The 24,844-nt window shown below is 64.6% G+C and carries 28 protein-coding genes; 12 read left to right on the top strand and 16 right to left on the bottom strand.

Going from position 1 to position 24,844, the window contains the following annotated elements; all coding sequences use genetic code 11:
* Position 1: 1 nt before the first annotated feature.
* The 5 genes from ACIGJG_RS28620 to ACIGJG_RS28600 are packed head-to-tail and all read left to right on the top strand — an operon-like array spanning position 2 to position 4,786.
* A complete protein-coding gene (locus ACIGJG_RS28620; protein WP_483673519.1) occupies positions 2-1,138 on the top strand; it encodes a carbon-phosphorus lyase complex subunit in 1,137 nt (378 codons plus the stop codon).
* Positions 1,135-2,016 (top strand): alpha-D-ribose 1-methylphosphonate 5-phosphate C-P-lyase PhnJ, encoded by an 882-nt coding sequence (locus ACIGJG_RS28615; RefSeq protein WP_011300308.1) that lies wholly within the window; start codon positions 1,135-1,137, stop codon positions 2,014-2,016. Before ACIGJG_RS28620 ends, ACIGJG_RS28615 begins: the two co-directional genes overlap by 4 nt.
* On the top strand, positions 2,013-2,789 hold the full coding sequence (phnK, locus tag ACIGJG_RS28610) for a phosphonate C-P lyase system protein PhnK (protein WP_220630338.1): 777 nt from the start codon (positions 2,013-2,015) through the stop codon (positions 2,787-2,789). The genes ACIGJG_RS28615 and phnK overlap by 4 nt, the downstream gene beginning before the upstream one ends.
* A 2-nt stretch (positions 2,790-2,791) precedes the next feature.
* Complete coding sequence (gene phnL, locus ACIGJG_RS28605) at positions 2,792-3,520, top strand: phosphonate C-P lyase system protein PhnL (RefSeq protein WP_483673518.1); 729 nt, start codon at positions 2,792-2,794, stop codon at positions 3,518-3,520.
* A 33-nt stretch (positions 3,521-3,553) separates the two neighbouring features.
* The gene (locus ACIGJG_RS28600) at positions 3,554-4,786 is read left to right on the top strand and encodes an alpha-D-ribose 1-methylphosphonate 5-triphosphate diphosphatase (protein ID WP_483674056.1); all 1,233 of its coding nucleotides are present in this window, start codon (positions 3,554-3,556) and stop codon (positions 4,784-4,786) included.
* Positions 4,787-4,853: 67 nt separating this feature from the next.
* Here the strand turns inward: ACIGJG_RS28600 and ppk2 are convergent, their stop codons facing one another.
* The 5 genes from ppk2 to ACIGJG_RS28575 form a co-directional block, all read right to left on the bottom strand.
* Positions 4,854-5,690, bottom strand: a complete 837-nt coding sequence (ppk2, locus tag ACIGJG_RS28595; RefSeq protein WP_483673517.1) for a polyphosphate kinase 2 — start codon at positions 5,688-5,690, stop codon at positions 4,854-4,856.
* Between the two features lie 41 nt (positions 5,691-5,731).
* Complete coding sequence (locus ACIGJG_RS28590) at positions 5,732-6,697, bottom strand: beta/alpha barrel domain-containing protein (protein ID WP_483673516.1); 966 nt, start codon at positions 6,695-6,697, stop codon at positions 5,732-5,734.
* A complete protein-coding gene (locus ACIGJG_RS28585; protein WP_483673515.1) occupies positions 6,694-7,629 on the bottom strand; it encodes a polysaccharide deacetylase family protein in 936 nt (311 codons plus the stop codon). Before ACIGJG_RS28585 ends, ACIGJG_RS28590 begins: the two co-directional genes overlap by 4 nt.
* A gap of 20 nt (positions 7,630-7,649) precedes the next feature.
* Entirely contained in the window at positions 7,650-8,600 is a 951-nt protein-coding gene (locus ACIGJG_RS28580; protein ID WP_483673514.1) for an ATP-binding cassette domain-containing protein, read from the bottom strand.
* A gap of 457 nt (positions 8,601-9,057) precedes the next feature.
* Positions 9,058-9,819 (bottom strand): GntR family transcriptional regulator, encoded by a 762-nt coding sequence (locus ACIGJG_RS28575; protein WP_483673513.1) that lies wholly within the window; start codon positions 9,817-9,819, stop codon positions 9,058-9,060.
* 725 nt (positions 9,820-10,544) lie between these two features.
* Between ACIGJG_RS28575 and ACIGJG_RS28570 the strand changes: the two genes are divergently transcribed.
* Entirely contained in the window at positions 10,545-10,763 is a 219-nt protein-coding gene (locus ACIGJG_RS28570; RefSeq protein WP_483673512.1) for a hypothetical protein, read from the top strand.
* 33 nt (positions 10,764-10,796) lie between these two features.
* Here the strand turns inward: ACIGJG_RS28570 and ACIGJG_RS28565 are convergent, their stop codons facing one another.
* Entirely contained in the window at positions 10,797-11,312 is a 516-nt protein-coding gene (locus ACIGJG_RS28565) for a hypothetical protein (RefSeq protein WP_483673511.1), read from the bottom strand.
* On the opposite strand from ACIGJG_RS28565, the gene ACIGJG_RS28560 reads away from it, so the two are divergent.
* Both ACIGJG_RS28560 and ACIGJG_RS28555 read left to right on the top strand, forming a co-directional pair.
* Positions 11,311-11,655 (top strand): hypothetical protein, encoded by a 345-nt coding sequence (locus ACIGJG_RS28560; protein ID WP_140950732.1) that lies wholly within the window; start codon positions 11,311-11,313, stop codon positions 11,653-11,655. The genes ACIGJG_RS28565 and ACIGJG_RS28560 overlap by 2 nt on opposite strands.
* Positions 11,656-11,680: 25 nt before the next feature.
* Positions 11,681-13,924, top strand: coding sequence for an NADP-dependent isocitrate dehydrogenase (locus ACIGJG_RS28555; RefSeq protein WP_011300320.1), 2,244 nt, complete (start codon positions 11,681-11,683; stop codon positions 13,922-13,924).
* A gap of 7 nt (positions 13,925-13,931) precedes the next feature.
* Here the strand turns inward: ACIGJG_RS28555 and ACIGJG_RS28550 are convergent, their stop codons facing one another.
* Positions 13,932-14,189 (bottom strand): hypothetical protein, encoded by a 258-nt coding sequence (locus tag ACIGJG_RS28550; protein WP_483673510.1) that lies wholly within the window; start codon positions 14,187-14,189, stop codon positions 13,932-13,934.
* On the opposite strand from ACIGJG_RS28550, the gene ACIGJG_RS28545 reads away from it, so the two are divergent.
* Both ACIGJG_RS28545 and ACIGJG_RS28540 read left to right on the top strand, forming a co-directional pair.
* Complete coding sequence (locus tag ACIGJG_RS28545) at positions 14,188-14,439, top strand: hypothetical protein (protein ID WP_011300321.1); 252 nt, start codon at positions 14,188-14,190, stop codon at positions 14,437-14,439. The genes ACIGJG_RS28550 and ACIGJG_RS28545 overlap by 2 nt on opposite strands.
* Before the next feature lie 269 nt (positions 14,440-14,708).
* A complete protein-coding gene (locus ACIGJG_RS28540; RefSeq protein ID WP_041680465.1) occupies positions 14,709-14,912 on the top strand; it encodes a DUF3079 domain-containing protein in 204 nt (67 codons plus the stop codon).
* 21 nt (positions 14,913-14,933) lie between these two features.
* On the opposite strand, the gene ACIGJG_RS28535 is transcribed toward ACIGJG_RS28540, so the two are convergent.
* Genes ACIGJG_RS28535 through ACIGJG_RS28520 form a run of 4 tightly spaced genes read right to left on the bottom strand, consistent with a single transcriptional unit; the run spans position 14,934 to position 18,578 of the window.
* The gene (locus ACIGJG_RS28535) at positions 14,934-15,746 is read right to left on the bottom strand and encodes a hypothetical protein (protein WP_483673509.1); all 813 of its coding nucleotides are present in this window, start codon (positions 15,744-15,746) and stop codon (positions 14,934-14,936) included.
* A 5-nt stretch (positions 15,747-15,751) separates the two neighbouring features.
* A complete protein-coding gene (locus tag ACIGJG_RS28530) occupies positions 15,752-16,378 on the bottom strand; it encodes a penicillin-binding protein activator LpoB (RefSeq protein ID WP_483673508.1) in 627 nt (208 codons plus the stop codon).
* Positions 16,379-16,399: 21 nt separating this feature from the next.
* Positions 16,400-17,779, bottom strand: a complete 1,380-nt coding sequence (locus tag ACIGJG_RS28525) for a COG3014 family protein (RefSeq protein WP_483673507.1) — start codon at positions 17,777-17,779, stop codon at positions 16,400-16,402.
* A 7-nt stretch (positions 17,780-17,786) separates the two neighbouring features.
* Positions 17,787-18,578 carry a hypothetical protein gene (locus ACIGJG_RS28520; RefSeq protein ID WP_140948874.1) on the bottom strand — a complete coding sequence of 264 codons (792 nt, stop codon included), beginning with the start codon at positions 18,576-18,578 and terminating at the stop codon, positions 17,787-17,789.
* A gap of 298 nt (positions 18,579-18,876) precedes the next feature.
* Between ACIGJG_RS28520 and gabD the strand changes: the two genes are divergently transcribed.
* The gene (gene gabD, locus ACIGJG_RS28515) at positions 18,877-20,325 is read left to right on the top strand and encodes an NADP-dependent succinate-semialdehyde dehydrogenase (protein WP_483673506.1); all 1,449 of its coding nucleotides are present in this window, start codon (positions 18,877-18,879) and stop codon (positions 20,323-20,325) included.
* Between the two features lie 21 nt (positions 20,326-20,346).
* Here the strand turns inward: gabD and ACIGJG_RS28510 are convergent, their stop codons facing one another.
* The 5 genes from ACIGJG_RS28510 to ACIGJG_RS28490 form a co-directional block, all read right to left on the bottom strand.
* Complete coding sequence (locus ACIGJG_RS28510; protein WP_182142221.1) at positions 20,347-21,126, bottom strand: hypothetical protein; 780 nt, start codon at positions 21,124-21,126, stop codon at positions 20,347-20,349.
* Positions 21,127-21,306: 180 nt separating this feature from the next.
* A complete protein-coding gene (gene flhC / locus ACIGJG_RS28505; protein WP_011300329.1) occupies positions 21,307-21,939 on the bottom strand; it encodes a flagellar transcriptional regulator FlhC in 633 nt (210 codons plus the stop codon).
* Entirely contained in the window at positions 21,936-22,253 is a 318-nt protein-coding gene (flhD, locus tag ACIGJG_RS28500; RefSeq protein ID WP_011300330.1) for a flagellar transcriptional regulator FlhD, read from the bottom strand. Before flhD ends, flhC begins: the two co-directional genes overlap by 4 nt.
* Positions 22,240-23,091 (bottom strand): helix-turn-helix domain-containing protein, encoded by an 852-nt coding sequence (locus tag ACIGJG_RS28495; protein WP_235679794.1) that lies wholly within the window; start codon positions 23,089-23,091, stop codon positions 22,240-22,242. The genes flhD and ACIGJG_RS28495 overlap by 14 nt, the downstream gene beginning before the upstream one ends.
* Positions 23,092-23,396: 305 nt before the next feature.
* Positions 23,397-23,606 carry a hypothetical protein gene (locus tag ACIGJG_RS28490; protein WP_166487077.1) on the bottom strand — a complete coding sequence of 70 codons (210 nt, stop codon included), beginning with the start codon at positions 23,604-23,606 and terminating at the stop codon, positions 23,397-23,399.
* Positions 23,607-23,610: 4 nt separating this feature from the next.
* Here ACIGJG_RS28490 and ACIGJG_RS28485 point away from each other — a divergent pair, with 4 nt between their 5' ends.
* Positions 23,611-24,783 (top strand): EAL and HDOD domain-containing protein, encoded by a 1,173-nt coding sequence (locus ACIGJG_RS28485; RefSeq protein ID WP_049796489.1) that lies wholly within the window; start codon positions 23,611-23,613, stop codon positions 24,781-24,783.
* Positions 24,784-24,844: the final 61 nt, after the last annotated feature.

Genomic DNA, 24,844 nt, shown 5'->3' with positions numbered 1-24,844 from the left:
GATGTACGTAGCCGTCAAGGGTGGCGAGCGCGCCATCCTCAATTCCTATCAGATGCTCGACGCCTATCGCCGCGGCGATACCGCGGTTCCTGAACTGACGCTGGCCCAGATCCGCGAACAAATGCCCCTGGCCGTCTCGCGCGTGATGGCGGAAGGCTCGCTGTACGACCCGAACCTGGCCGCTCTGGCACTCAAGCAGGCTGCGGGGGACCAGATCGAAGCGATCTTCCTGCTGCGCGCCTACCGCACCACGCTGCCGCGCTTTGGCTACACGGTGCCGGTCGATACCGGCAGGATGCGCCTGGAACGCCGGATCTCGTCGACGTTCAAGGATGTCCCTGGCGGTCAGGTACTTGGCCCGACGTACGACTACACGCAGCGCCTGCTCGATTTCTCGCTCGAAGCCGAGCGCGATCCGGCTCCGCTGGCGCCGTCGCCGGAGCCGCTGGCGTCGGACATGCCGCGCGTGACGGCGCTGCTCGAAGCCGACGAACTGGTCGAGGCCGATGCCATTCCGCCGGGCGACCCGGCTCCCCCCGACCTGACCCGCGAACCGCCGACGCTGCCGGCCGGCCGCGCGGCACGCCTGCAGAACCTTGCGCGCGGGGACGAAGGTTTCCTGTTGTCGATGGGCTATTCCACGCAGCGCGGCTACGGCAACTCGCACCCGTTCGCGGCGGAAATCCGCTACGGCACTGCCGAAGTCGAGCTGTTCGTGGAGGAACTGGGCTTTGCCATCACCATCGGCGAGGTCGAGCTGACCGAGTGCCAGATGGTGAGCCAGTTCACCGGCAACGCCAACGAGGCGCCGCGCTTCACGCGTGGCTACGGGCTGGTGTTCGGCTACGGCGAACGCAAGGCCATGTCGATGGCGCTGGCCGACCGCGCCATGCGTGCGGCAGAACTTGGCGAAGCGGCCGACGCCCCGGCCAATGACGTGGAATTCATGCTCTACCACAGCGACAACGTCGAGGCCTCCGGCTTCGTGCAGCACCTGAAGCTGCCCCATTACGTGGACTTCCAGGCCAACCTGGAACTGCTGCGCCGCCTGCGCACCGAGCAGGAAGCCGCGGGTACGGAAGCTGCTCCTGCCGCCGCGGTATCGAGTATCCAGCCACGAGAGGAGACGCTGGCATGAGTCAGACCAACGCCACCGTCGCCCGCGACGACCACTACAACTTTGGCTACCTGGACGAATCGACCAAGCGCATGCTGCGCCGTGCGCTGCTGAAGGCCGTGGCGATTCCCGGCTACCAGGTCCCGTTCGGCAGCCGCGAAATGCCGCTGCCGTATGGCTGGGGCACGGGCGGCATCCAGGTGACGGCCGCCATCATCGGCACGCAGGACGTGCTCAAGGTGATCGACCAGGGTTCGGACGACACCACCAACGCCATCAACATCCGCCGCTTCTTCGGCCGCGTGACCGGCGTCAAGACGACCGAGCGTACCGCTGAAGCGAGCATCATTCAGACGCGCCACCGCATTCCCGAGTCGCCGCTGCGCGCCGGGCAGGTCATGGTGTTCCAGGTGCCGATTCCCGAACCGCTGCGCTGGCTGGAGCCTAGCGAGCGCGAGACGCGCACCATGCACGCGCTGGCCGAATATGGCTCGATGCACGTCAAGCTCTACGAAGACATCGCCCATCACGGCCATATCGCCACGACCTACGACTATCCGGTGATCGTCAACCAGCGCTACATGATGCGTCCGTCGCCGATCCCGAAGTTCGACAACCCGAAGCTCGACCGCAGCCCCGCGCTGATGCTGTTCGGCGCCGGGCGCGAGAAGCGCGTCTATGCGGTGCCGCCTTACACCTCGGTGAAGAGCCTCGATTTCGTCGACCATCCGTTCACCGTCGAGACATGGAGCAGCTGCTGCGCCCAGTGCGGCTCGACCGACAGCTTTCTTGACGAGATCATTACCGATGATGCCGGCACGCGCATGTTCGTGTGCTCCGACACGGAATACTGCGGCGACCGCGTTGCCGCGCAGCGGGCCGAAGGAGCCGCACAATGAGCGCCACCCCGCTGCTTTCCGTCCGCAACCTCACGCGCACCTGGGACGGCGTGCATGGCTGCCATGACGTGAGCTTCGACCTCTATCCCGGCGAAGTACTGTGCGTTGTCGGCGAATCCGGCTCGGGCAAGAGCACGCTGCTGCAGGCGCTGTCGATGCAGGCGCCGCCGCAGCGCGGCAGTGTCCGCTACGACATGCGCGAAGCCGGTCTGACCGACCTGGCCACGCTGTCGAGCGCGCGCATGCGCCTGCTGGCGCGTACCGACTGGGGCTTCGTGCGCCAGCATGCGCGGGACGGCCTGCGCATGCAGGTCAGCGCCGGCGCCAATATCGCCGAGCGGCTGATGGCTGTCGGCGAGCGCCACTACGGCGACTTGCGCGAGATTGCCGGCGCGTGGCTCGAGAAGATGGAAATCGACCTGGGCCGCCTGGATGATGTGCCGACCACGTTCTCGGGCGGCATGCAGCAGCGCCTGCAGATCGCGCGCAACCTGGTCACGCATCCGCGGCTGGTCTTCATGGACGAGCCGACGGCATCGCTTGACGTCTCAGTGCAGGCGCGCCTGCTCGACTTGCTGCGAAGGCTGGTGACAGATCTCGATCTCGCCGCCATCCTGGTCACGCACGACCTCGCCGTGGCCCGTTTGCTGGCGCACCGCACGCTGGTGATGCAAGGCGGCCGCGTGGTCGAGCAAGGCCTGACCGACCAGATTCTCGACGATCCGCAGCATCCCTATACGCAGTTGCTGGTTTCGTCCATCCTGCAAGGCTGACCATGACACAAGCCGCACCCAAGCAAACGATGATCGAGGTCCGTGGCCTCGGCAAGATGTTCACGCTGCACAACCAGGGCGGCATCCGGCTGCCGGTCTTGCAGGCGATCGATTTCGACGCAGCCGCGGGCGAATGCCTGGTCCTGTCGGGCCCGTCCGGAACCGGCAAGAGCACGCTGCTGCGCTGCCTGTACGGCAACTACCTGGCGACCGAAGGCATGATCCGCCTGCGCGATACCACCGCGCAGGACGCGCCGTGGGTGACGCTCAGCCATGCGCCAGAGCAAGTCATCCTTCAGCTGCGACGCGACGTGATCGGCTATGTGAGCCAGTTCCTGCGCGCCATTCCGCGAGTGTCCGCACTCAATGTCGTGGCCGACCCGTTGCAACAGCGCGGCGCCAGCCAGGAAGAAGCCCGCGCCCGCGCCGCCGTGCTGCTGGAACGCCTGAACGTGCCGCGCCGGCTGTGGGACCTGCCGCCGGCGACGTTTTCCGGTGGCGAGCAGCAGCGCGTGAACATTGCGCGCGGCCTGATCGGCGGACATCCGATCCTGCTGCTCGACGAGCCGACCGCCTCGCTCGACGCGGACAACCGCGCCGTGGTAGTCGAACTGATTCGTGAAGCGCTGACCGATGGCCGTTGCCTGGTCGGCATTTTCCACGACGACGCCGTGCGCGAAGCCGTTGCTACGCGCCTGCTGCCACTGCAGCCTGCCACGGCTATCGCCTGAACGCCCCTGCCTGACAGTTGCCGAGATACAGAGATACAGGAACCGGAAATGTCTTCCATCTACCTGACGCACGCCACCCTGGTACTGCCCGACCGCGTGTTGCCGGATAGCGCATTGCTGATCGAGAACGGCCGCATCGCCGCGATCGAGCCCGCCCCGCATACCGTGCCCGCTTCGGCGCAAATATTCGATCTGCACGGTCACACCGTCATGCCCGGCCTGATCGACGTCCATTCCGACGCGATCGAAAAGGAAGCCGAGCCGCGCGCCGGCGTGATGTTCCCGCTGGACTTTGCCGTGGCTCAGGTGGACCGCCGCAATGCCGCGGCGGGCATTACTACGCCGTACCACGCGCTGTCGTTCGCAAGCAACCAGTTCGGCGTGCGCAACAACGAGACCGCTTCCACGCTGGTGCGCACCGTGGCCGCTTACCGCAACCACAGCCTCGTCGACAACCGCATCCACTGCCGCTATGAGGTAACCGATGCCAGCGCCGTGCCGGTGCTCGAAGGCCTGATGGCCGAAGGTGTCGTGGACCTGCTCTCGGTCATGGATCATTCGCCGGGCCAGGGCCAGTTCAAAACGCTGGACGCCTACCTGTCGTACATGATGGGCAACCACGGCATGAGCCGCGAAGAGGCGGTCAATGCCGCGCAGAAGAAGACCGCGCAGCTCGATGGCGCGCATGAACGTGTGCAGCGCCTGCTGGCACAGGCCCATCGCCTGCAGATCCCGACCGCGAGCCACGACGACGACTCCCCACAGCGCATTGCCGCGATGCACACGCTCGGCGTGCGCATGAGCGAGTTCCCGATCAACGTAAAGACCGCACAGGCCGCGGCAGACCACGCGCTGCCGACCATCCTGGGCGCGCCCAACGTGCTTCGCGGCAAGAGCCAGAGCGGCTCGATGCGCGCGATCGACGCGATCCACGCGGGCGTTGGCCATATCCTGTGCTCGGACTACCAGCCCTCGACATTGATCGCGGCCGCCTTCGCCGCCGCACAGCAAGCCGGAATGCCGCTCAACGAGGCGCTCGCGCTGGTCACGGCCAACCCGGCCGATGCGTGCCTGCTGGGCGACCGGGGCCGCCTGGTGCCGGGTGCGCGCGCCGATGTGATCGCCGTGTCGAGTGTTGCCGGACAGCCGCTGGTGACGCACACATGGTGCGCGGGCCGGTTGGTGTTCTCGGCCGGCTACCCGGCCGTGCAGCACGTCCGGGTCCCGGTGTCGGTGTCCGACGCCCCGATGCGCGAGGTCGCCTGACAAGCCTGCGCCGCGAGCTGCCCGTTGTGGCGACCCGGGCAGCCGCTCGCTGAACCAACAGGCGGGCCTAGAACCGTTCCGGCACGCGCCGGTACGGATGGTCGGGCTCGTGGTAACCCTGTGGCTTTTGCCGGGCCGGCAGCTTCGGCTTTTTCCGTGGAATCGCTTCGTAGGGGATGCGGTCAAGCATATGGCTGATGATGTTCAGCCGTGCGCGCCGCTTGTCGTCCGAATGAACGACGAACCACGGGGATTCCTCGGTGTCCGACGCGGCGAACATGGCGTCGCGCGCGCGGGAATAGTCGTACCAGCGCGAATACGACTTGAGATCCATGTCGGTCAGTTTCCAGGTCTTGCGCTGGTCGTTGATGCGCGCCTGCAGCCTGCGGGTCTGCTCAGCTTCACTGACTTCGAGCCAGTACTTCAGCAGCAGCACACCGGACTGGATGATGGCGCGCTCGACCAGCGGCACGGCGCGCAGGAAGGAATCGACCTGCTCCGCGGAGCAGAACCCCATGACCCGTTCCACGCCGGCGCGGTTGTACCAGCTGCGGTCGAAGATCACGATTTCCCCGGCTGCGGGCAGGTGGGGGATATAGCGCTGCACGTACATCTGGCTCTTTTCGCGCTCGGTCGGCGCGGGCAGCGCCACCACCCGGAACACGCGCGGACTCACGCGTTCGGTCATGGCCTTGATCACCCCGCCCTTGCCGGCGCCGTCACGGCCCTCGAACAGGATGCAGACCTTGGCGCCGGTGGCCTTGGCCCATTCCTGGAGCTTCACCAGCTCGACATGAAGCCGGTACAGCTCTTCCTCGTACTGCTTGCCGGACATCTTCGCGTCAGTGCCAGCACCCCCCCCGGCATCATTGGTACCGTACTTTTCCTGTTTCTTTTTACCCATGAGCAGTCTCCCGTGGCTGACCGGCCCCGCCGGCCCACGTTCTACTTTGGTGCTTCGGAGGCCATAGGGCAAGGCTTCGTTACGCTCTCCGGAGGCTGCCCACGGAAGCCCGCCGGCAGGCCGGCCACGGGGGTGCAGCCCTGCAGCACCACGCCGGGCAGGTACTGCGCCACGCACGTGCGCGCGGCGATCAGTGCGTCGAGGTCGATGCCGGTAGGGATGCCGATCGACTCCAGCAGGAACGCAAGGTCCTCGGTGACCACGTTGCCGCCGAGTCCGCCAAGCGAGGCATGGACGACGGTCATGCCGGCCTCGACGGCAGCCAGTGCATTGGCCAGGCCGAGTCCACGCGTATTGAGCAGGTGGATGCCCGGCGCCCCCTCCACGCCCACGGCCAGCCAGACCGCTTGCGTCAGCCGGCGCACCTGCCGGGGATCGGCGCAGCCAGCCGTATCGCACAGGACAATGTCGTCGGCGCCGGCCGCCGCCAGCGTTTCGGCCAGGCAGGCAATGGCGGCTTCATCCGCCGGCCCGGTGAGCGCGCAGCCGAATGCCATCTCCAGCCGCACCTGCAGGCGCGGGCGTGCCTGGCGCGGCACGGCGCCGATGCGCTGGGCGATCCGGCGCACCTCTCGCAGCATCTGGGCATGGGTGCGGTTCATGTGGCGCAGGCTGTCGGCTTCGTCGGCGAAGACGGGCAAGGCGATCCGGTGCACGCCGGCAGCAAGGGCGCGTTCGGCGCCCATGAAATTGGGCACGCGGGCCGCAACCGTCAGTCCCGGAACCGCGAGCGCATGTGCCACCGCTTCCGACAAGTCGGCCGTCTGCGGCAGCACACCGAAAGCGGCAAGCGTGCCGACTTCGATATCGCGCACGCCCGCGGCCGCTTCGGCGGAAATCCATGCCTGGCGGGCGGCGGCTGGCAGCCGTTGGCGCAGCGACTGCAGACCGTCGCACAGCCCCGCTTCACTGACCACCACGCCGACGGACGAACGCGTCGCCGTCATGATGCTGCCTCGTCCGTGGCATGATGCTGCGCCGCAAATGACCGGACGATCTCCCCGGCGCCGGCGCTCCACACCCCTTCGCGAGACATCGCGTACTCCAGCGCGGCTTCCAGGTAGCGGATTCGGTGCGATTGCCCCAACACCCATGGGTGCAATGACAGCGAAAGAACACGTCCGCCCTGCTCGCGTGCTTCGTCAAGCAGCAGATCGCAGCTCTCCGCGAACTGTTTGAGCCAAGCCCCCTCCGCATGGAAATTTTCCATCAACACGAAGCGATCTTCCTGTTCGCTCGACAGCGGCATGGACCACAGGTCGCCAAGCCGCGTATGGAAGCGGTACGGCATGTCCTCATTGCCGCTGTCGCAGAAGTAGTCGATTCCCTGCGCACGCAGCAACTCCGGCGTATGCGCGCTTTGCAGGTGCCCGGGCCCGAACCAGCCGCGGATGTCGCGCCCGCTCACACGGCGCAGCACATTGAGCGATGCCGCGGTCTGCGCGCGCTCGTCGCCAACATCCAGCCCGTCCGGCTTGTGCGGCCATGGCATGTCCATGTGCCACGAATGGCCGATGATCTCGCTGCCGCGCGCGACGATTTCCTGCATCAGCGCCGGGTATTGCTGGGCTAGGCGCGCGTTGCAGGCGAAGGTTGGCCTGACGCCATAGCGGTCGAAAGCCTGCAGGAGCCGGTAGATGCCGATCCGGTTACCGTAGTCGCGCAACGTGTCATGGCGCAGGCCCGGATGGGAATTGGCCGGGTGCGCGGTCGCGTCGGCCAGGTCGTCCCCGGCATGAAACGGAAGCCACTGGAGGCTGACGTTGACCCACACGGCAAGGCGCTTGCCGCCGGGCCACGCGACCGGGCGCCGTTCGGCGAGCCGGGACCATGCGTAGCGGTCGTGCTCAATGTCCGCATCGCGTTTCGGGTGTTGCAAGGTATTCTCATCCAGGGACATCAGGGGTCGTTTCGCGTTGAAGATGCTGGTTCTTTCGATGACGTGATTTCACCCGCGGTGGCAGTGCCCACGGGTGTGTCGTGGTGGTGCTGCGCCTTTGTCGCGGCGGGCTTCGCAGCCGTGTGGCCGGAATGCGGCAAGGATTTGCGTGGGGATAGGCGCTGGGATATGTGCGGGGCTATGTGGAGGGATACGCCTGGCGATATGCCCGGATCCTGCGCCGCCGTGGCATCGCCTTGCTCCGTGCAGGCGTGGGCAATGGCGGGGTCGCGCAATATGTCCGCGGAACCGCTCGCGACCACGCTGCCGCCGGCGAGCACCACCACGTTATGGGCCAGCTTCGAGACCGCCTGCGTGAAGCGCTCGGCCATCAGCACTGTCACGCCGTCCGCGCACAGGCTGCGGATGACAGTCGCCATGGCCGCCGTGTCCCGTGCATCCAGACCTTCCAGCAGGCCGTCGAGCAACAGCAACCGGGGCCGGGCTGCCAGCGCGCAAGCCAGTGCCAGCCGTCTGCGGGCGGCCGGTGGCAGGCCGTTCGCCGCCTTGTGCAGTTGCGGTTCCAGGCCAAGACACCGTGCCACTTCATCGGCCTGGGCGAGTGCCACATGATGTCCGCGCACGTGCCACTGCGCCGCGCTGGCAATGCGCTCGCGCACGGTCCGCACGTCGGGCTTTGCCACTGCCGGGCCGACTCTCCATATGCCGAGCCGGTTCAGGACATGCGGTGTCAGGCCGGTGATCTTGTGGCCGTCCAGTTCCACGGCGCCCGAGCACGGCGCCAGCTGTCCCGACAGGATGCCCAGCAGCGCCGATTTGCCCGCTCCGGTGGGGCCTACCAGCGCAGTGATGCGCCCGCGAACGAGATTCATCCAGACATTACTCAGCACAGCATGGGCGCCGGGCCGGAAGCTCAGGCCATGGGCAGCCAGCATGATGTCCGGCCTCATGCCCGGCTCCCGACGGCTTCGCCGTTGGACATTTCCACGAGGCACCAGGCAGACCCGCAAGGATGGCCCGCATCGGCACCGGGCCAGCACAACGTAAAAAAAACACCGGCAGCCGCCGCGAATGCGGCGAACACGGCAATGGCCGCCAATTCGCCGCGCACTCCCTCGATGCGTGGCACTTGCGCTCCACCTTTGCGGTTGCGCCCCGCCAGGCGGCGGGCCCCGTAACGCAACACGTACCGCCGTTCCCCGAAGAACAATCTCGCGGCAGCAGACACAAAGGTGCAACTCTGGCAGCCGGCCTTGCCGGCAAACAGGAAAGCGGAAAATCGGGGCGCGGTGGGGAACAGCTTGCCTGGACTGGCGCCGCTGGCAGCAAATATGCGCGCGGTGCGGCCGGTGCACGGTGTCGAGTGTTCAATGCTCATTTTGTGCGCCCCTTCTGCCCCGGAAATGGTTACCGCAGGCCGGTCGTGATGTCGCTGGCCAGCCAGATGCGGGTCGTTGCCTCGCCCGCGCGCGTTAGCGCCATGCGGTAGTCATAGCATTGCGGCCGGTACAGGCCATGAAGCCACTGGACGGGATAGCCGTCGACATCGCGCACTACGCGCACCACTGACAGCAGCGCGGACCCTACGGGTTCGTCGAGCAATGGGGCCACCGTGGCGTCCGCGGGACAACTCGACACCGACTGCTCGGCGGCGCCGATGCGGATGCCGCCTTTTTCCAGCAGCGACAGCATGGGATGCTGCTCCAGTTCCACCGGCGTCAGCAACGGCGACAAATGGGCCGGCAGATAGGTCGTGATCAGCGATACCGGCTTGCCCTGATGACTGCGCAGGCGCACCACGCGCAAGGCGTTCTGCCCCTCGGCCATCGACAGCCCTGCGGCAGCATCGTGTGTGCACGGCTGCAGCCCGTACTCGATCAGACGCACGGACGTCTGCTCTGCCGAGGCGATCAGGTTGTCCAGGAGGCCCTGAATCCTGGGTTGGCTTTCCGCGCGGCTCGGATGATCGAGCTTCACAAAGGTACCCTGACCCGGGCGCCGGTAGACCATCCCCTCCCTGACCAGTTCGATGATGGCGCGGCGCACGGTCACGCGGGCCACCTGGTATTGCTCCATCAGCCTGAGTTCGGGCGGAAGGCCGGATCTGTCATAGACCCCGCTGACGATCTGGTGGCGCAACGCCACATAGATCTGGTGGTAACGGGGCATAGGCGAACGAGGGCTGTCCATAATCATTTTTGGTTATCCGAGGGCGTCAGGCCGATGCCGGCATAGACCGCCGGCAATACCACTACAGGCAGTGCATGCCAACGCTGGCTTGCGTTGCCTAAATTGGTGGATTCTCGAAATGACGCTAAAGGTATATCAGACGTATTGTTATCTCAACGGGACATGAAATAGGACATCGTAGATATTTACCCCAATGCAATTCGTTGAGGTAATTGTCCTAATGTCTCCTTTTCCGGCATCTTGTGCCTGCCGTTGCTAATATTGCGCAACAACGTTCTGTCACCGAAGGACGAAAGGGCTATCGACAGGCTTTTAAAGAAAATTAATAAGTGATGCCGAAAATATCCCCTCGCCGATCCGACATGGATTTTTCATGTTTGCGCTGTCGATTGGCTGTCATTTCCCTGTCGATTTCCTGTCAACGCGGAATCTATTAAGGGGTGCGGCGAGGAATTATTTATGGAATTACTGAATCCCGCTGGGAAATGCTCGTATTTATACCAATGGAAATGTGGGGACATTCCTAAAGCGGCACAAAAGGGGAAGGCGTCGTTCCCGACGGGGGCGCAGGATGAAAATGCCGCTTTAATCACTCAACCAACTGCGCCGCATTTGTCATCACGGCATTGGCGCATCGCCTTTATACTGAAAATGCTGCAGTACAGCATTTCCGTATTCGAGGGAGTTCTTCTTCGGAGTCAGCAATGTCCTTATGCGATCTTTGCCTGGCACAGATCGACCGGCCCGGCCATTTCCCGCCGCATGCACGCCTGGTCAAGCAAGGCCAGGTCCACACTGCCACAGGGCAGCACGCCTTTGCCTACCGGTGCGAAGACTGCGGCCACGCCATCCTGCTGACCGCTGCGCATGAAGACGCGCCGGACCGCTGGGTGCTCGGCGATGAATTCCCCGGCGCCCCCTGAGCGCGGGGGCGCGGATGACAGGATGTCCGCCTGCTATTTGCTGCTGCTATGGTCGTCGCCACCGATCGGATCGACGATGATCATCGTCCTGTCCAGCACGCCGCGGTCATCGAAATACGCGCTGAAATGCGCAGGCTGGTAGCCGGCCACGTATAGACGGTACGACCACGCTTCACGTTTCATCAGCGGGTAGTACTGCACCGGCTCGCGTGGCATGCCGAAGCGTTCGGCGATGTCGCGCTTGGTCCAGACGCCCGGCCGCGCGGTATAGATTTCTTCCTCGGTCAGCATCTGTCGGAAATTGGTCAGCTTGCCGGACGCGTCGAAATCGGCCGCGTAGACGGCGAACCCAAGCGGTTGCTTGGAGTAGATCCAGCGGCTGGTGCCGTCACTGAGCGGGTAGGTCTCCGTGGGTTTGCCGAAGGCATCTCGCACGCTCGATGCCGGGCTACCGATCATCTTCTGCGCGGTTTCGACCGGCTGCAGCGTCGCGCACGCACTCAGCACGAAGGCGGCGGCCGCCAGCCACCTGCCAGTTCGGATTTGCATGACCTTTCTCCAGTGTCGGCCGGGCCGCGGCACCCATGCCTTACGACCTCAGGATAGGCTGCTCACGCATGAATTGCCGGGCAGCTCTACGGGTAAACGCGCGGCAGGGGCAAAATATTCCGTCAACCGCAATGCCGGCCGCCCAATTTTTCGTCAAGCGAAGGATGTGACCGGCTTGTCACCCAATTTTCGCACCAAAATTGGGCATATTGGCGATGTCCGCGCAAGAAATGCGGTGGAAGTCAGCCGCCTGAAAGCAAAGTCAGGCAAAATTCGGTGTTTGCCGGTGGCTGAATGGTCCCAGCCGCCGGCGAGTGGTTCCATTTGTCGTTCTATTCTTTGACATCCCCCCGATCCAGAGGCAAGCAATGAGTACGCAGCAACCCACCATCATCTACACCCTGACTGACGAAGCCCCCCTGCTGGCGACCAGTGCTTTCCTACCTATCATCCGCACTTTCACCAAGCCGGCCGATGTCAACGTCGTCACCAGCGATATCTCGGTAGCCGGCCGTATCCTCGGCGAATTCCCCGAGTTCCTGACCGAAGAACAGCGCGTGCCGGACAACCTGGCCGAACTGGGCAAGCTGACGCAGGACCCTGACACCAACATCATCAAGCTGCCGAACATCAGCGCGTCGCTATTCCAGCTGACCAGCGCCATCAAGGAACTGCAATCGAAGGGCTTCAAGGTTCCGGACTATCCGGAAGACCCGAAGACCGATGAGGAAAAGGCGATCCAGAAGCGCTACTCGAAGGTGCTCGGCAGCGCCGTGAACCCGGTCCTGCGCGAAGGCAACTCGGACCGCCGCGCGCCGGCCGCCGTCAAGAACTACGCCCGCAAGCACCCGCACAGCATGGGCGAGTGGAGCATGGCCTCGCGCACGCACGTGGCCCATATGAAGCACGGCGACTTCTACCATGGCGAAAAGTCGATCACGCTGGACAAGGCGCGTGAAGTGCGCATGGAACTGGCCACCAAGAGCGGCAAGACCATCGTGCTGAAGCCGAAGGTTTCGCTGCAGGACGGCGAGATCATCGACAGCATGTTCATGAGCAAGAAGGCCCTGCTGGCCTTCTACGAAGACCAGATGGAAGACGCGCGCAAGACCGGCGTCATGCTGAGCCTGCACGTGAAGGCCACCATGATGAAAGTCTCGCACCCGATCGTGTTCGGCCACGCCGTCAAGGTGTTCTACAAGGACGCCTTCGCCAAGCACCAGAAGCTGTTCGACGAACTCGGCGTGAACGTCAACAACGGCCTGGTCGACCTGTACACCAAGATCGAGCAGCTGCCCGAGTCGAAGAAGGAAGAAGTCATCCGCGACATGCACGCTTGCCACGAGCATCGTCCGGAACTGGCAATGGTCGATTCGGCCAAGGGCATTTCGAACCTGCACGCGCCGAACGACGTGATCGTCGACGCCTCGATGCCGGCCATGATCCGTATCGGCGGCAAGATGTGGGGTGCCGACGGCCGTACCAAGGACACCAAGTGCCTGATCCCGGAATCGACCTTCGCCCGCATCTATCAGGAAATCATCAACTTCTGCAAGACCAACGGCGCCTTTGATCCGGTGACGATGGGCACCGTGCCGAACGTTGGCCTGATGGCGCAGAAGGCAGAGGAATACGGTTCCCACGACAAGACCTTCGAGATCGCCGAAGACGGCGAAGCCCGCATCGTCGACAACGCGACCGGCGAAGTCCTGTCCGCGCTCACGCAGAAGGTTGAGCAAGGCGACATCTGGCGCATGTGCCAGGTCAAGGATGCGCCGATCCGCGACTGGGTCAAGCTGGCCGTCACGCGGGCGCGCAACTCGGGCATGCCGGCGGTGTTCTGGCTGGACGCCTATCGTCCGCACGAGGCCGAGCTGATCAAGAAGGTGGAAACGTACCTGAAGGACTACGACACCAAGGGCCTGGATATCCAGATCATGTCGCAGGTCCGCGCAATGCGTTACACGCTCGAGCGCGTGATCCGCGGACTGGACACCATCTCGGTGACCGGCAACATCCTGCGCGACTACCTGACCGACCTGTTCCCGATCATGGAACTGGGCACCAGCGCCAAGATGCTGTCGATCGTTCCGCTGATGGCCGGTGGCGGCATGTACGAAACCGGCGCTGGCGGTTCGGCACCGAAGCACGTGCAGCAGCTCGTGGAAGAAAACCACCTGCGCTGGGACTCGCTCGGTGAATTCCTGGCGCTGGCTGTGTCGCTGGAAGAGCTGGGCATCAAGTCCGGTAACGCCAAGGCCAAGGTGCTCGCCAAGACGCTGGACGCCGCCACAGGCAAGCTGCTCGACAACGCCAAGAGCCCGTCGCCGAAGACCGGCCAGCTCGACAACCGCGGCAGCCAGTTCTACCTGGCCATGTACTGGGCCCAGGAACTCGCCGCGCAAACCGAAGATGCCGCCCTGGCTGCCACCTTCGCACCGCTGGCCAAGCAACTGACCGACAACGAGAAGACTATCGTTGGCGAACTGTCCGACGTGCAGGGCAAGCCGGTCGATATCGGCGGCTACTACATGCCGGACGCCGAGAAGCTGTCCGCCATCATGCGTCCGAGCAAGACGCTGAACGCGGCGCTGGATTCCGTCCAGGGCTAACAGGCATTCATTGTGCCGCAGGCGCTTCGGCGCCTGCCTGAAGCCGGAGGTTGGCATTGCTGATGCCGCCTCCGGCTTTTTTATTGGTTGGCACCCTGCTCGTTCGCTGATATTCAGCCAGCCGCCATAAATTCAAATTAATTGAATAACTCGTCCTAAGCGCCGTCCAGAATGACCTCGATCTCGGCTCTATAGTTGCTGACATGAACGACACGCCTGATGCGGCAAGCGTTCTGAAAAATTCAACCATACTGGAGATCACCATGTCGCGCACCACTACTGTACGTATCGTTGCTTCCGTCCTGCTGCTGTCGCTCGCAGCGGCTGTCGGTGTCGCCCGTGCCGCCACGCCGGTGAGCACCCACGCCGGGGACCGCTATGGCTATGAATACCGCGTGCGCAATGCCGATCCGTACAGCGACGGGGCCCGCTTCGTGGCCGACACACACGCAGGCGACCGCTATGGTTACCAGTTCCGCAGCTTCGACCCGTACAGCGATGGCGCGCGCGCCTGAGCCGGCGTCGCGTCAGTCGAGGCAACACCGGAGCACGCCATGACACTTCGTGACAATGCCCTGATCCTGGCCGGCTGGGTCACACTTTGCCTGGCCAGTGGCCTGCTGATGAAGCTGGCGGCGCAGGCGTTCTCGGGCTGAGCCGGCTGGCTGCCGAGTCCGTGCGATTTGATTTGCAGCAAATGAAGGACCGCGCGACCGCTCCATACTGACAAGAGTCAACACTCAGCACTCTCGTTACATGGGCGTAGTGTATCGCCCGCGTCACCATGGCAAAGAAATTCCCACTGCATCCCAGCCATCCCGAGCGCATCTGCTGGGGCTGCGACAAGTATTGCCCCAAGGAATCGATGGGCTGCGGCAATGGCTCCAGCCGCACCCAACATCCTGCCGAACTGCTCGGCGACGACTGGATGGAGTTCGGCGACTGGGGCCTCGAACCCGATCGCGAAACGAACGCATCAGCGCATTGATCTCGCGACGGCGCTGCCGCTTCAGTGTGCCAGCGCGTCCGCGAGGCGCGCCAGTATCTGCCCCGCCAATATGCTGCCAGGCGCTGCGACGGCCTGCACAGCGCGATAGCCGCCCTGCGGGTCGGCGACAAAGTGCACAGGCGTGCTGGCGCTGCGGGCCACAGCGGCAATGTCCACGGTCAGCGACGACAGGAATGCGCCATCGGTCAGGCGCAGCGCGGAAACCTGGAACACGGCATCTGCGCTCGTCGACGTATTGCCAATGCGGTGCACCTTGAGCAGGTACTGCGCGTGCTCGCGCAGTGCCTGCATTTCCAATTGCTGCGTGGTAAGCGCGCCAGCCTGCGCGACATCGCGCATCGATGGTGTCGCCACATTGCGCAGAACGACTTCACTGTCGACCAGCCGCATGCCCGCGTCGGCGAGCGCCTTGAGGAAGTCGCCGCGCACCAATGCGTCTGAGCGGTCAGTCGGCATGGCGCGCGAAGCCGGCGGTTGCAGGGATTCGGTCGTGACACGTGTCGCGCCAGCGCTGCGCTGGCGATGCATGGAGCCGGCAGTTTCAATCGTCGTGCGCATCGCACGTCCGCCGCTCAGTGTGTCGCCCAGCTCCTGGCCCCACAGGACGACAAAGCGGGGCGATCCGGCGCGCGCATAGGCACTGCGGAATGCTGCCGTGCCACTATCGCGTTGTGCGCCGGACGGCGTCGCGGGCTGCAGCACTGTCGTGCCGTCATTGCGGAATGCGCTGTCGGGAATGATCGTTTGCGCGACCAGCGGACCGGCGCTCGCGATCAGGCATGCATTCAGGACGTAGAACAAGACACCTTGCATGCAACTTACCGGTAGACGATGTCGTCGGTCGCAGCGCGGCTGAACTCGTACAACCCGCTCCATATGAGCTCGCCAGATTCGAGGTCCGTGAGTTCAAAAGCGATCTGCGTGTAGCGCTGGATCATGCCGGTTTGCGTGCTACGGCTGTCCAGGGAACCGATGCGCCCCGAGAGCCGGTAATCGGCCCCGAGGGTGGCCTTGGTCATGCCTGTGGTGCCGGTATCCGTGACGCCGGCGCGCTTGAGCGCGCGCTCCTGTTCCACCATCGCGCTCTGCGCCCGATTGACAAATTGCATGCGCGAGCGCGCAGCGCGATTCAGGTTGACCAGCAGCCGCTGCGTGATCAGGTTGCGGTTGATGGGCTGCGAGCTCTCATTGACGAAGTACGCGCTGTCGATGATGACGCGCGGACGTTTCGCGGTATTGGCGAACGCCGGATCGGCGAGAATATCGCGCATCATCTGGTCAGTTACCGCCACGATATCCTGGCCCTCGATGCCCACACCCGATACCGGCCCCTTGCGCGTGAGATCCACATCGATGGCCGGTACACCGGCACCTTGCATCGCACATCCGGTAACGAGAAAGGGCAGCGCCGCGACGGCGAGGGCATGGCGAAGGCTGAGGCTCATGAGTCTGTTTTTGCCTTGATATCAGAACGACGAGCGAATCTGCTCGCGGAACACGGTGTTGGCCTGGGCCCGGCCAGATTCGACCGGTTCGGCAGGCCAGGGCGATGGATTGGCGACGCCGCCCTCCTCGGCTGCCAGCGCCGACAATTCGCGGCTCCACGCAAACGAGCACTTGCCCTGCTTGCCGCTGAGCATTGGCTCCCGCGCAGTGGCGTTGCCCACCGTGGCAAAGCGGATATTGCCGTCCGGCACTGACTGCGCAAGCCCCTGTACATAGATCTTCTTCGGCAGCGATGCCCAATAGCGCGTGTCGGCCTCGGCATTGGTGGCACGCGACAGCGAATCTGCCAGCAGCCCGACCATGGATCCGGCAAGACCCAGCGAGCCGAGGCTGCGTGCCACCGACGCGTTGTCCTTGCCCACATTCGACAAGGCGGCATAGACCGCGCCCTGCGACAGGGCGCCGGCCACATCGGCCACCGCAGCGGCGTTCTGCTTGAACAGCGCCTTGCCGTCGAGAATGCCCTGGATGGGCCTGCCGCCGCGCGTCATGGCCACCCAGTCGATGTTGGCCGCCACGTCCGCGGCGAGGGGCGCCGGCGAGGTGCCCTGATAGCTCACGCGCGGCTGCCCGCTGACATCGGGTTCCGGCAGAAAGCCGAGCACGCTCTTGGTCTCGCCCAGCGTGACCTTTTCGGGCCCGAGTCCGATCTCATAGATGGTCAGGTGCGCGGGGAACTGCGTGCCCACGGTGCGGAAGAACGGATCCGGCGCACCCTTCGTGGCGCCTGCGGCCAGTTCCGTGGCCATGCGGCTGTCGCCGTCGCAGTGCGATGCCCACGCCGCCAGCCAGCGCATCAGCGCAAAACTGTTGGCGTCGTACTTCTCGTACTGCCCGAAGGCATTCTGGATATCTGCCTGCAGGAAGGCCGCTCGGGCGTTCTGGTAGTCTCCCGCGCGCAGGTACAGCAGCCCGCGGTAGTAGAAGCTCATCGCGCGTTCATAGGGCTCGCCCTTCCAGTCCTTCACACTTTCGGAGGACCACAACGACCGTGCCTTCTCCGCATTGGGATCATCGGCATAGATGCGCAGGATGCGTTCGTTCGCCATGTCCAGCGCGCGCTCGGCCAGGTCATGGCGCTTCACCTCGATGGCGGCCAGCGACAGCAGGTCGAGGTTCAGCACAGCATTCCACTCGCCCTCCATGTACAGCGTATGGAGAAAGCGCCGGAGCGCTTCGGGCTTGTCCTGTACGAACTTGTCGGCTTCAGGCACCAGCCGCTTTTCGTCGGTGTCGAACCAGGCCGAACCCGCGTTCGTCGACCAGGCCAGCGCTACACCCGCCACCAGCGGCAGCAGGCGCGCCAGCCTGCCCTTGCGCGAAGGATTGCATGGACGCATGACGGGCTCAGCGCTGACGGTATTGCAGCGGCGTGGCGGTCTCGCGCAGCTCGGCCAGTTCTTCGGCGGTCGGCGGAATGTACCTGACCTTCATCTCGAACCCGACGGCCTGGCCCGGATCCAGCACCAGGCGCTGCATCGTGTACTTGTGCAACTGGTCGAGCATGGCGTGGGTCATCGGCACCTTCTCGTCCGACTTGGCGTAGTCGTCCATGGCGAACGTCACGTACTGCACGATGGGCACCACGGACAGGAAGGCTTTCACGCCCTGCTGGCTGACCAGTTTGGTCGCGTCGCTGGCGGACACGAACTGCAGCTCGGGCGGCATCAGGTCATAGATGGTCAGGTCGCCGCGGAACGGCTTCTCGCCCCGATTGATGGCAATCATGCGGATGGTGCGGTCGAACTTGTTCGGATCCGGGTCGTCCTGCCTGATGTAGATGTTCGTACGGATCATGCCCTTTGACATCTCTGCTTTCAGCAGTTCAAGGTTGGGCATGTCCTTGCGATTGACCGACAAGGTCTTCTCGCGCTTTTCCAGTTCGGCCGTGGTGGTGAAGGAGTCTTCGAACAACGTGTAAGTCAGCGGCGTCGATGCGAACACGGCCTTCATATTGCCCGGTGACACTGCGACCGTGTCGCCATAGCCGATTGCCTTGAGGTCCGGCTTGCCCGTGATGTCGGTCCGTACGGCCGGCGAAGCGTCGCCGCCGGTGCGGGTCTCGCGCAACGCCATCGGCGTGCCGCAGCCCGCGAGCGTGCTGGCAACGAGCGTTGCCAGAAGCATGCGTTGGATCATGTAACCCCCTACCCGTTTTTTGTTGTGGTCTGATATCGCCGCACTAGCGCAATAGCGCACCAGGCTGGCGTGTTCCGTGCTTGAACCCTGCACGGGAATATTTTTCGGCGGGATTCTAGCGACCGCGCCGGCTCGCCGCATCATCAGAATTGATAACGTCCTGCGGCAACCAACCCGGCATCGCCCATCCATGCGCAGGGCATGCCACATCTGGCACCCGTCGGGATATTCAGTGGCGATTACAATGCTTCGATCGCGCCATCTCCTTTCCGGCAGTTTTTTCAATGGACGAACGACCATGCTGAAGCTCCAAGACCCCTCCCTGCTGCGCCAGCAGTGCTATATCGACGGCCGCTGGACCGACGGCGAACGCCGCATCGACGTGACCAACCCGGCCACGGGTGAACTTGTGGCGCAGGTGCCGCGGTTCGGCGTCGCAGAAACCCGCCACGCGATCGAGGCTGCCAACCGCGCGCTGCCTGCCTGGCGCGCGCGGCTGGCCAAGGAGCGCTCCGCGCTGCTGCGCAAGTGGTTCGAGCTGATCCTGGCGAACCAGGACGACCTCGCCCGCATCATGACCGCCGAACAAGGCAAGCCGTTTGCCGAGGCCAAGGGCGAGATTGCTTACGCGGCATCGTTCATCGAGTGGTTCGCCGAGGAGGGCAAGCGTGTCTACGGCGAGACCATCCCCGCACCGGTCAGCAGCCAACGCATCGTCGTCACCAAGGAGCCGATAGGCGTGTGCGCGGCCATCACGCCGTGGAATTTCCCGGCGGCCATGATCACCCGCAAGGCCGGCCCCGCGCTGGCGGCGGGATGTACCATGGTGGTCAAGCCCGCTTCGCAGACGCCGCTGACGGCATTGGCACTTGCGGTTCTGGCGGAGCGCGCCGGTATCCCCGCCGGCGTGTTGTCGGTGGTGACGGGTTCGGCAGGGGCGATCGGCGGCGAACTGAGCAGCAACCCGCTGGTGCGCAAGCTGACCTTCACGGGCTCCACCGAAGTCGGCCGCGTGCTGATGGCCCAGACCGCGTCGACGATCAAGAAGGTATCGATGGAACTTGGCGGCAATGCGCCGTTCATCGTGTTCGACGATGCCGACCTCGACGCCGCGGTGGAAGGCGCAATCATCTCCAAGTACCGCAACGCGGGCCAGACCTGTGTCTGCGCGAACCGGATCTACGTCCAGGACAAGGTCTACGACGCGTTTGCGCAGAAGCTCGTTGCGGCAGTGGTTCAACTGAAGGTCGGCAACGGCATGGAGGACGGCGTGCGCATCGGCCCGCTGATCGACGAGAAGGCCGTGGCCAAGGTCGAAGAGCATATTGCCGATGCGCTGGGCAAGGGCGCGCGCGTGCTCGAAGGCGGCCATCGGCATGGGCTTGGACACACCTTCTTCCAGCCGACCGTGCTGGCCGATGTCGCGCCGAACATGCTGGTGGCGCGCGAGGAGACCTTCGGGCCCCTGGCGCCGCTGTTCCGTTTCAAGACCGAGGACGATGTCGTGGCCATGGCCAATGACACCGAATTCGGCCTGGCGAGCTACTTCTATGCGCGCGATCTCGGCCGCGTCTGGCGCGTGTCGGAACGGCTCGAGTACGGCATGGTGGGCGTGAACACCGGGCTGATCTCGAACGAGGTTGCGCCGTTCGGCGGCGTAAAGCAATCGGGCGTCGGCCGCGAAGGTTCGCACTATGGCATCGAGGACTACCTGGTGATCAAGTACACCTGCATGGCAGGCATCTGAACGGAGCCCGCCTGCCGGTGTTCAGCGCTTGCCGTTCGCGTAGGCCGCGCGGCTGGTGAGGTCGGACCAGCCGTCGGCGTCGGTCCGGCAGGCCTTGCGGAATTGTTCGAGCTGGTCGTGGAAGCGGCGCATCAGCTCGAACTGGTAGCTCGCATTCTCGAAGCTGAAATGGGTACTGAACTCATAGAGGGCGCCCTCCGCCGCATGAGACAGCCGCTCCAGCCGCTGCGCAAGCGCCCGCCCTTCCACGCTGCGGTGCCGCCGCAGCCGCCAGCTCAGCGCCTCCTGGCCGTCTTCGAGCAGGCTCTGGTCGAGATAGCCGAGACGGCCGACTGCCGCGCGTGCTGCGTACATCGCGGACAGGTAAGCGCAGACCGCCGACAAGCGCTGGTTCATCTCGCCGCCACGGTGCAGCATGTCGCGCGCGCATGCGCGGAAGCGGTCGGCGATGCCGGGATCAGCCTCTGGCGTGGCCGCCTGCACATACTCGGCCAGTGGGCGGATGCCCAGCGACAGCCCTGGCGGCAACACGCTGGTGATGCGCTCGGCCAGTCCATCCTGCAAGATGCCATCCAGCTCGCAGCAGGTACGGCAGTCCGCATCGATGTAGAAGTCAAGGCTCGCCCAGCGTCCCGGTCCGATGGTCACCACCGCGCGCGCGGGCGGCCGCACTGCCTCTTCGAGCACCTGCAGGCCGACGCGTACGCAACGCCCGCGTTCTTCGTCGCCGCCGAGCGCGTTGATGATATCGCGCGGCTTCATGGTGCCAGTGAACTCGGCGCGCGCCAGGGGCCGCATCATCGGTCCTAGCCTGTCCCATGCACCGGCTCGCACAGGCGATAGCAGCGCGTCGGCGTAAGGGGTCGGGATTGGGGTTCCATTGCCTGACATAGAGCCTCCGGTGTCAGTTGTGCGGCATAGGCTGCCGGGCGTGTATCGAGTGACTGCCAGGCGCGCGGGATCGCGGTGGCACAACGGCCCTCATAGCGCAGGCACCATCCCGAACCCCGGCATGGCGACTGGCGGCCGGTTGCCGAGGACGGCCGCAGGCGCGTTGGCGGTGGCATGCGGCGTCTCGCGGCGCACGCTGCGCCGCACCCGCGACGGTGGCTGACACAACGTGCAAATGAAGGATGCCAGCGGCTCGTGGGCATGCGTCACGAATCTTCCGCCACAGCAGGGGCACGTTGACAGCTGCAGCAACCCGCCTTCACAGAACCGCACCAGGGTCCAGAAGCGAGTGAAACTGATCAGGCATTCCTCGTTGTTGGCCTTCATGTGTTCGGCATAGACGCGGTAACTGTTCAGCACGGCGCGAATGCCCGGCAACCCCGCGCGCTGCTGCATGTACTCGTGCACGCTGAGCAGGTAGGACGCGTGCGCATTGGGCCGCCACGTCACGAACCAGTCGGCGGAGAACGGCAGCATGCCCTTGGGCGGGGAGCCTCCCGTCAATTCGCGGTACAGCCGGTACACGCGGCTGCGCGACAGCGTGACCTCGGCCTCAACGACTTGCGGGCGCGCGCCGAGGCCGATCAGTTCGATGGCAAGCTGGGTATCGCTGGCATCCTGCAGCGCGCTGCGCGCCGGTGCGGTCTGCGCAGTGGTTTTCATCGTCCTTCCTCCAGGGCCTGTGCGGCCAACACGATGGCCGTATGCATATTGCACAGCTCGTGCTGGGGCCGGATGCCCGCGAGCGCTTCGAGCAACGCACCGTTGTCCAGCCGGAACCGGCACAGCACCATGCTCGAGCGCGCCAGCGCCAGCATCTGCGCGGGCGAAAGCGCCCGCAACGCGTGGCCGACTTCCTTGCCGATGCCGAGCCGGAACAGTGCCTCGGCCTCGTTCTGGCGCATCAGGCGCTGCACCAGCAGCAGATAGGCCAGATTCACGTCCTTGATCTCACGTACCAGGTCATTGCTGTCCATTGCCAGCCTCCCATGCAAACGGGTTTATCTTCGGGTTGTCTGCCTGCATCGCGGCGGTCGCGGGCTGGGTCCGCGTTGCCCATGCCGGTGCCGACGTGCGCAATGCCTGTGCCGGCACGCGCTGCTCGCCACCTCGCCGGCGGTTGGTGCCGGGCGGAATCGGGGAAATCGCGGAACGGTCGGCAATGGCGCGCAGCCCGGCCTTGTCGACCAGCGCCACGCTGCGGTGCTTCACACGGATCAGCCCGCATTCCGCCAGCCGCGAAAATTGCCGGCTGACCGTCTCCAGCGTCAGGCCGATATAGCTGCCGATTTCCTCGCGGCTCATGCGCAGGATGAACTCGCTGGACGAAAAGCCACGTGCCGCCAACCCCTCCGAGATCCATAGCAGGAAGGTGACCAGGCGTTCTTCCGCGGTCATCAGCGCAAGCAAGGTCTGCAGCGCCCGCGTGCGTTGCGCGTAGCCGTCCAGCGCGCGGAACACACGGCTTGCGAGCGCAGGCGTGCAGGCCGCCAGCGGCCGCAGCACGTCCATGGGGATCATGCAGACCTTGGTGTCTTCAAGCGCCGTGGCATACGACGCGTATTGGCGCCGGCCAATGCTGTCCAGGCCGACGACCTCCCCCGGGAAATGAAAGCCGACCACTTGGGTGCGCCCGTCTTCCGTGGCTACGTGGGTCTTGACGGTCCCCACGCGGACGGCGAACAGCGCGGCGAGCGGATCGCCCAGCAGGTAGAGCGGTTCGCCCTTGCGCAGGCGGATCACGCGCTGGGCCAGTCCGTCCGCCGGTCCCTCGCCGTCGGAATCGCAGTTCCCGGCCAGGCAAACACGTGCCATGGAGCATCCGGCGCAGCACGGGATCGAATCGGGCGATGGTGGGCGGGTGGTCAGCAACATGATGGGGAGCTCGGCATAGAGTTTCACACTGGACGGTTTATTTGCTGGTTTTTTCCAGATAATCAAATTAACTGGGAAAACCAAATCACAAAAACCTTGAATACAATTTTATTGACGTACGTCCACGGAGCAATCTGTAGTTTCCGAATTGGCACTAGGAGTTTTCCGACCATGATGCAGCTATGCCTGCAAACCGTTGTCAGAAAAGGCCATAGCGATTGCGTAGCCAGGTTTATTGGCGCGGATCAAGGAAGTCGGCGGGCACCATTTCTATCATCGCGGCGCTTTCTTAATGGTTCCTGTTGCGCCAGATCGGATTTTTGATTTTGCGGTGCTGCCGGGAAATCGCAATCAGACGATTTCTGCGCATTTACCGCCTTAATCCGCATCAGGAATTTACCGGTCTTTTCCTGGAATTTTCCTATGCAGCACTCGATACATTCCCTGTCAGCCATGCCAATGCCCGGCCTTCGCGATGCCGAGGTGCTGCACTTCGGCCGCCAGCCGATCGTCGATGCCGCCGGCGCGCCGCAGGCCTACGAACTGCTGTACCGGGAAGCCGGCGGCAACTGGGCAAACGTCATCGACGACACCGCTGCAACCGCCCATGTCATCGCACGCACGCTTGGCGGCACGGGGCTGGACTGGACGCTGCGCAAACATGCCGGATTCATCAATCTAGGCCGCCAGTTGCTGCTCGACGACCTGCTGCTGCTCGTGCCACCGGGGCACTTTGTGCTGGAGGTGCTGGAAAACGTGCCGATGGATGCCTGCGTGCTGCGCCGCCTGGCATGGCTGCGGATGGCCGGCTACCGCCTGGCGCTTGATGATGTGGCCACCCTGACCGCCCACGTTCGCAAGGCCTTGCCCGCGGTCGACTTCGTCAAGGTGGACTTCAGGCTGGCCAGCCGCGCCGAACTGCCGCGCCTGGCCGACGCGGTATTGCGCGCGGACCGCCTTCTGATTGCGGAGAAAATCGAAGGCCCCGAAGAATTCGCGCTCGCCCAGCGGCTCGGCTTCCACTTGTTCCAGGGCTACCACTTTGCCCGGCCGGAGCCGCTGACCGCCCCGCTGCCGCATCTCGACCGCGGCGCACTTGCGCGGCTGCAGACGCTGTTGCAGCACGGCGCGCATACCGACGTACTGTTGGCCGAACTCCACGCCAACCCGGGGATCATCGCCCAGTTGCTGCGGCTGTCCGTGGCCACGGGCGTCCAGCCCTGCGGCGGCATTGCCAGTGTGCGCGCGCTGCTGCAGGCGCTCGGGCCCGACAGCGTGCAGCGCTGGGTGCGCCTGCTGCAGATGTCCGATGGCTTCCGCCTGCCCGGCGAGCCCAGCCTGCGCAGCCAGGCCGCGCAACGGCGCGCGTGCTTCATGGCGCAGGCAGCGCGCCACGTCCGCCCGCACGATGCCGCACTGGCCGATGCGGCGTTCCTGACCGGCGTGCTATCGCTGGCGCCGTTGCAGCCTGACGGCACGCGGCGCGATATCCAGGACACGTTTCCGGTCACGCAGGCCATCCGCGACGCCGTGCTCCATGGCCACGGCGAACTGGGCGCGCTGCTGCAAGCGGCCGAAGTCTACGAGCGCGGCGGCAATCCGCTGACAATGCTCGGCATGCCCGCCGGCTGACGGCAACGCGCTGCAAAGGCGGCCTTTGCCAAATCGAAACCCACGCGTTCACGCGCTGCGA

This window comes from Cupriavidus sp. C1SS-2L (assembly GCF_057073735.1).
This window is presented reverse-complemented; position numbering and strand designations above follow the sequence as displayed.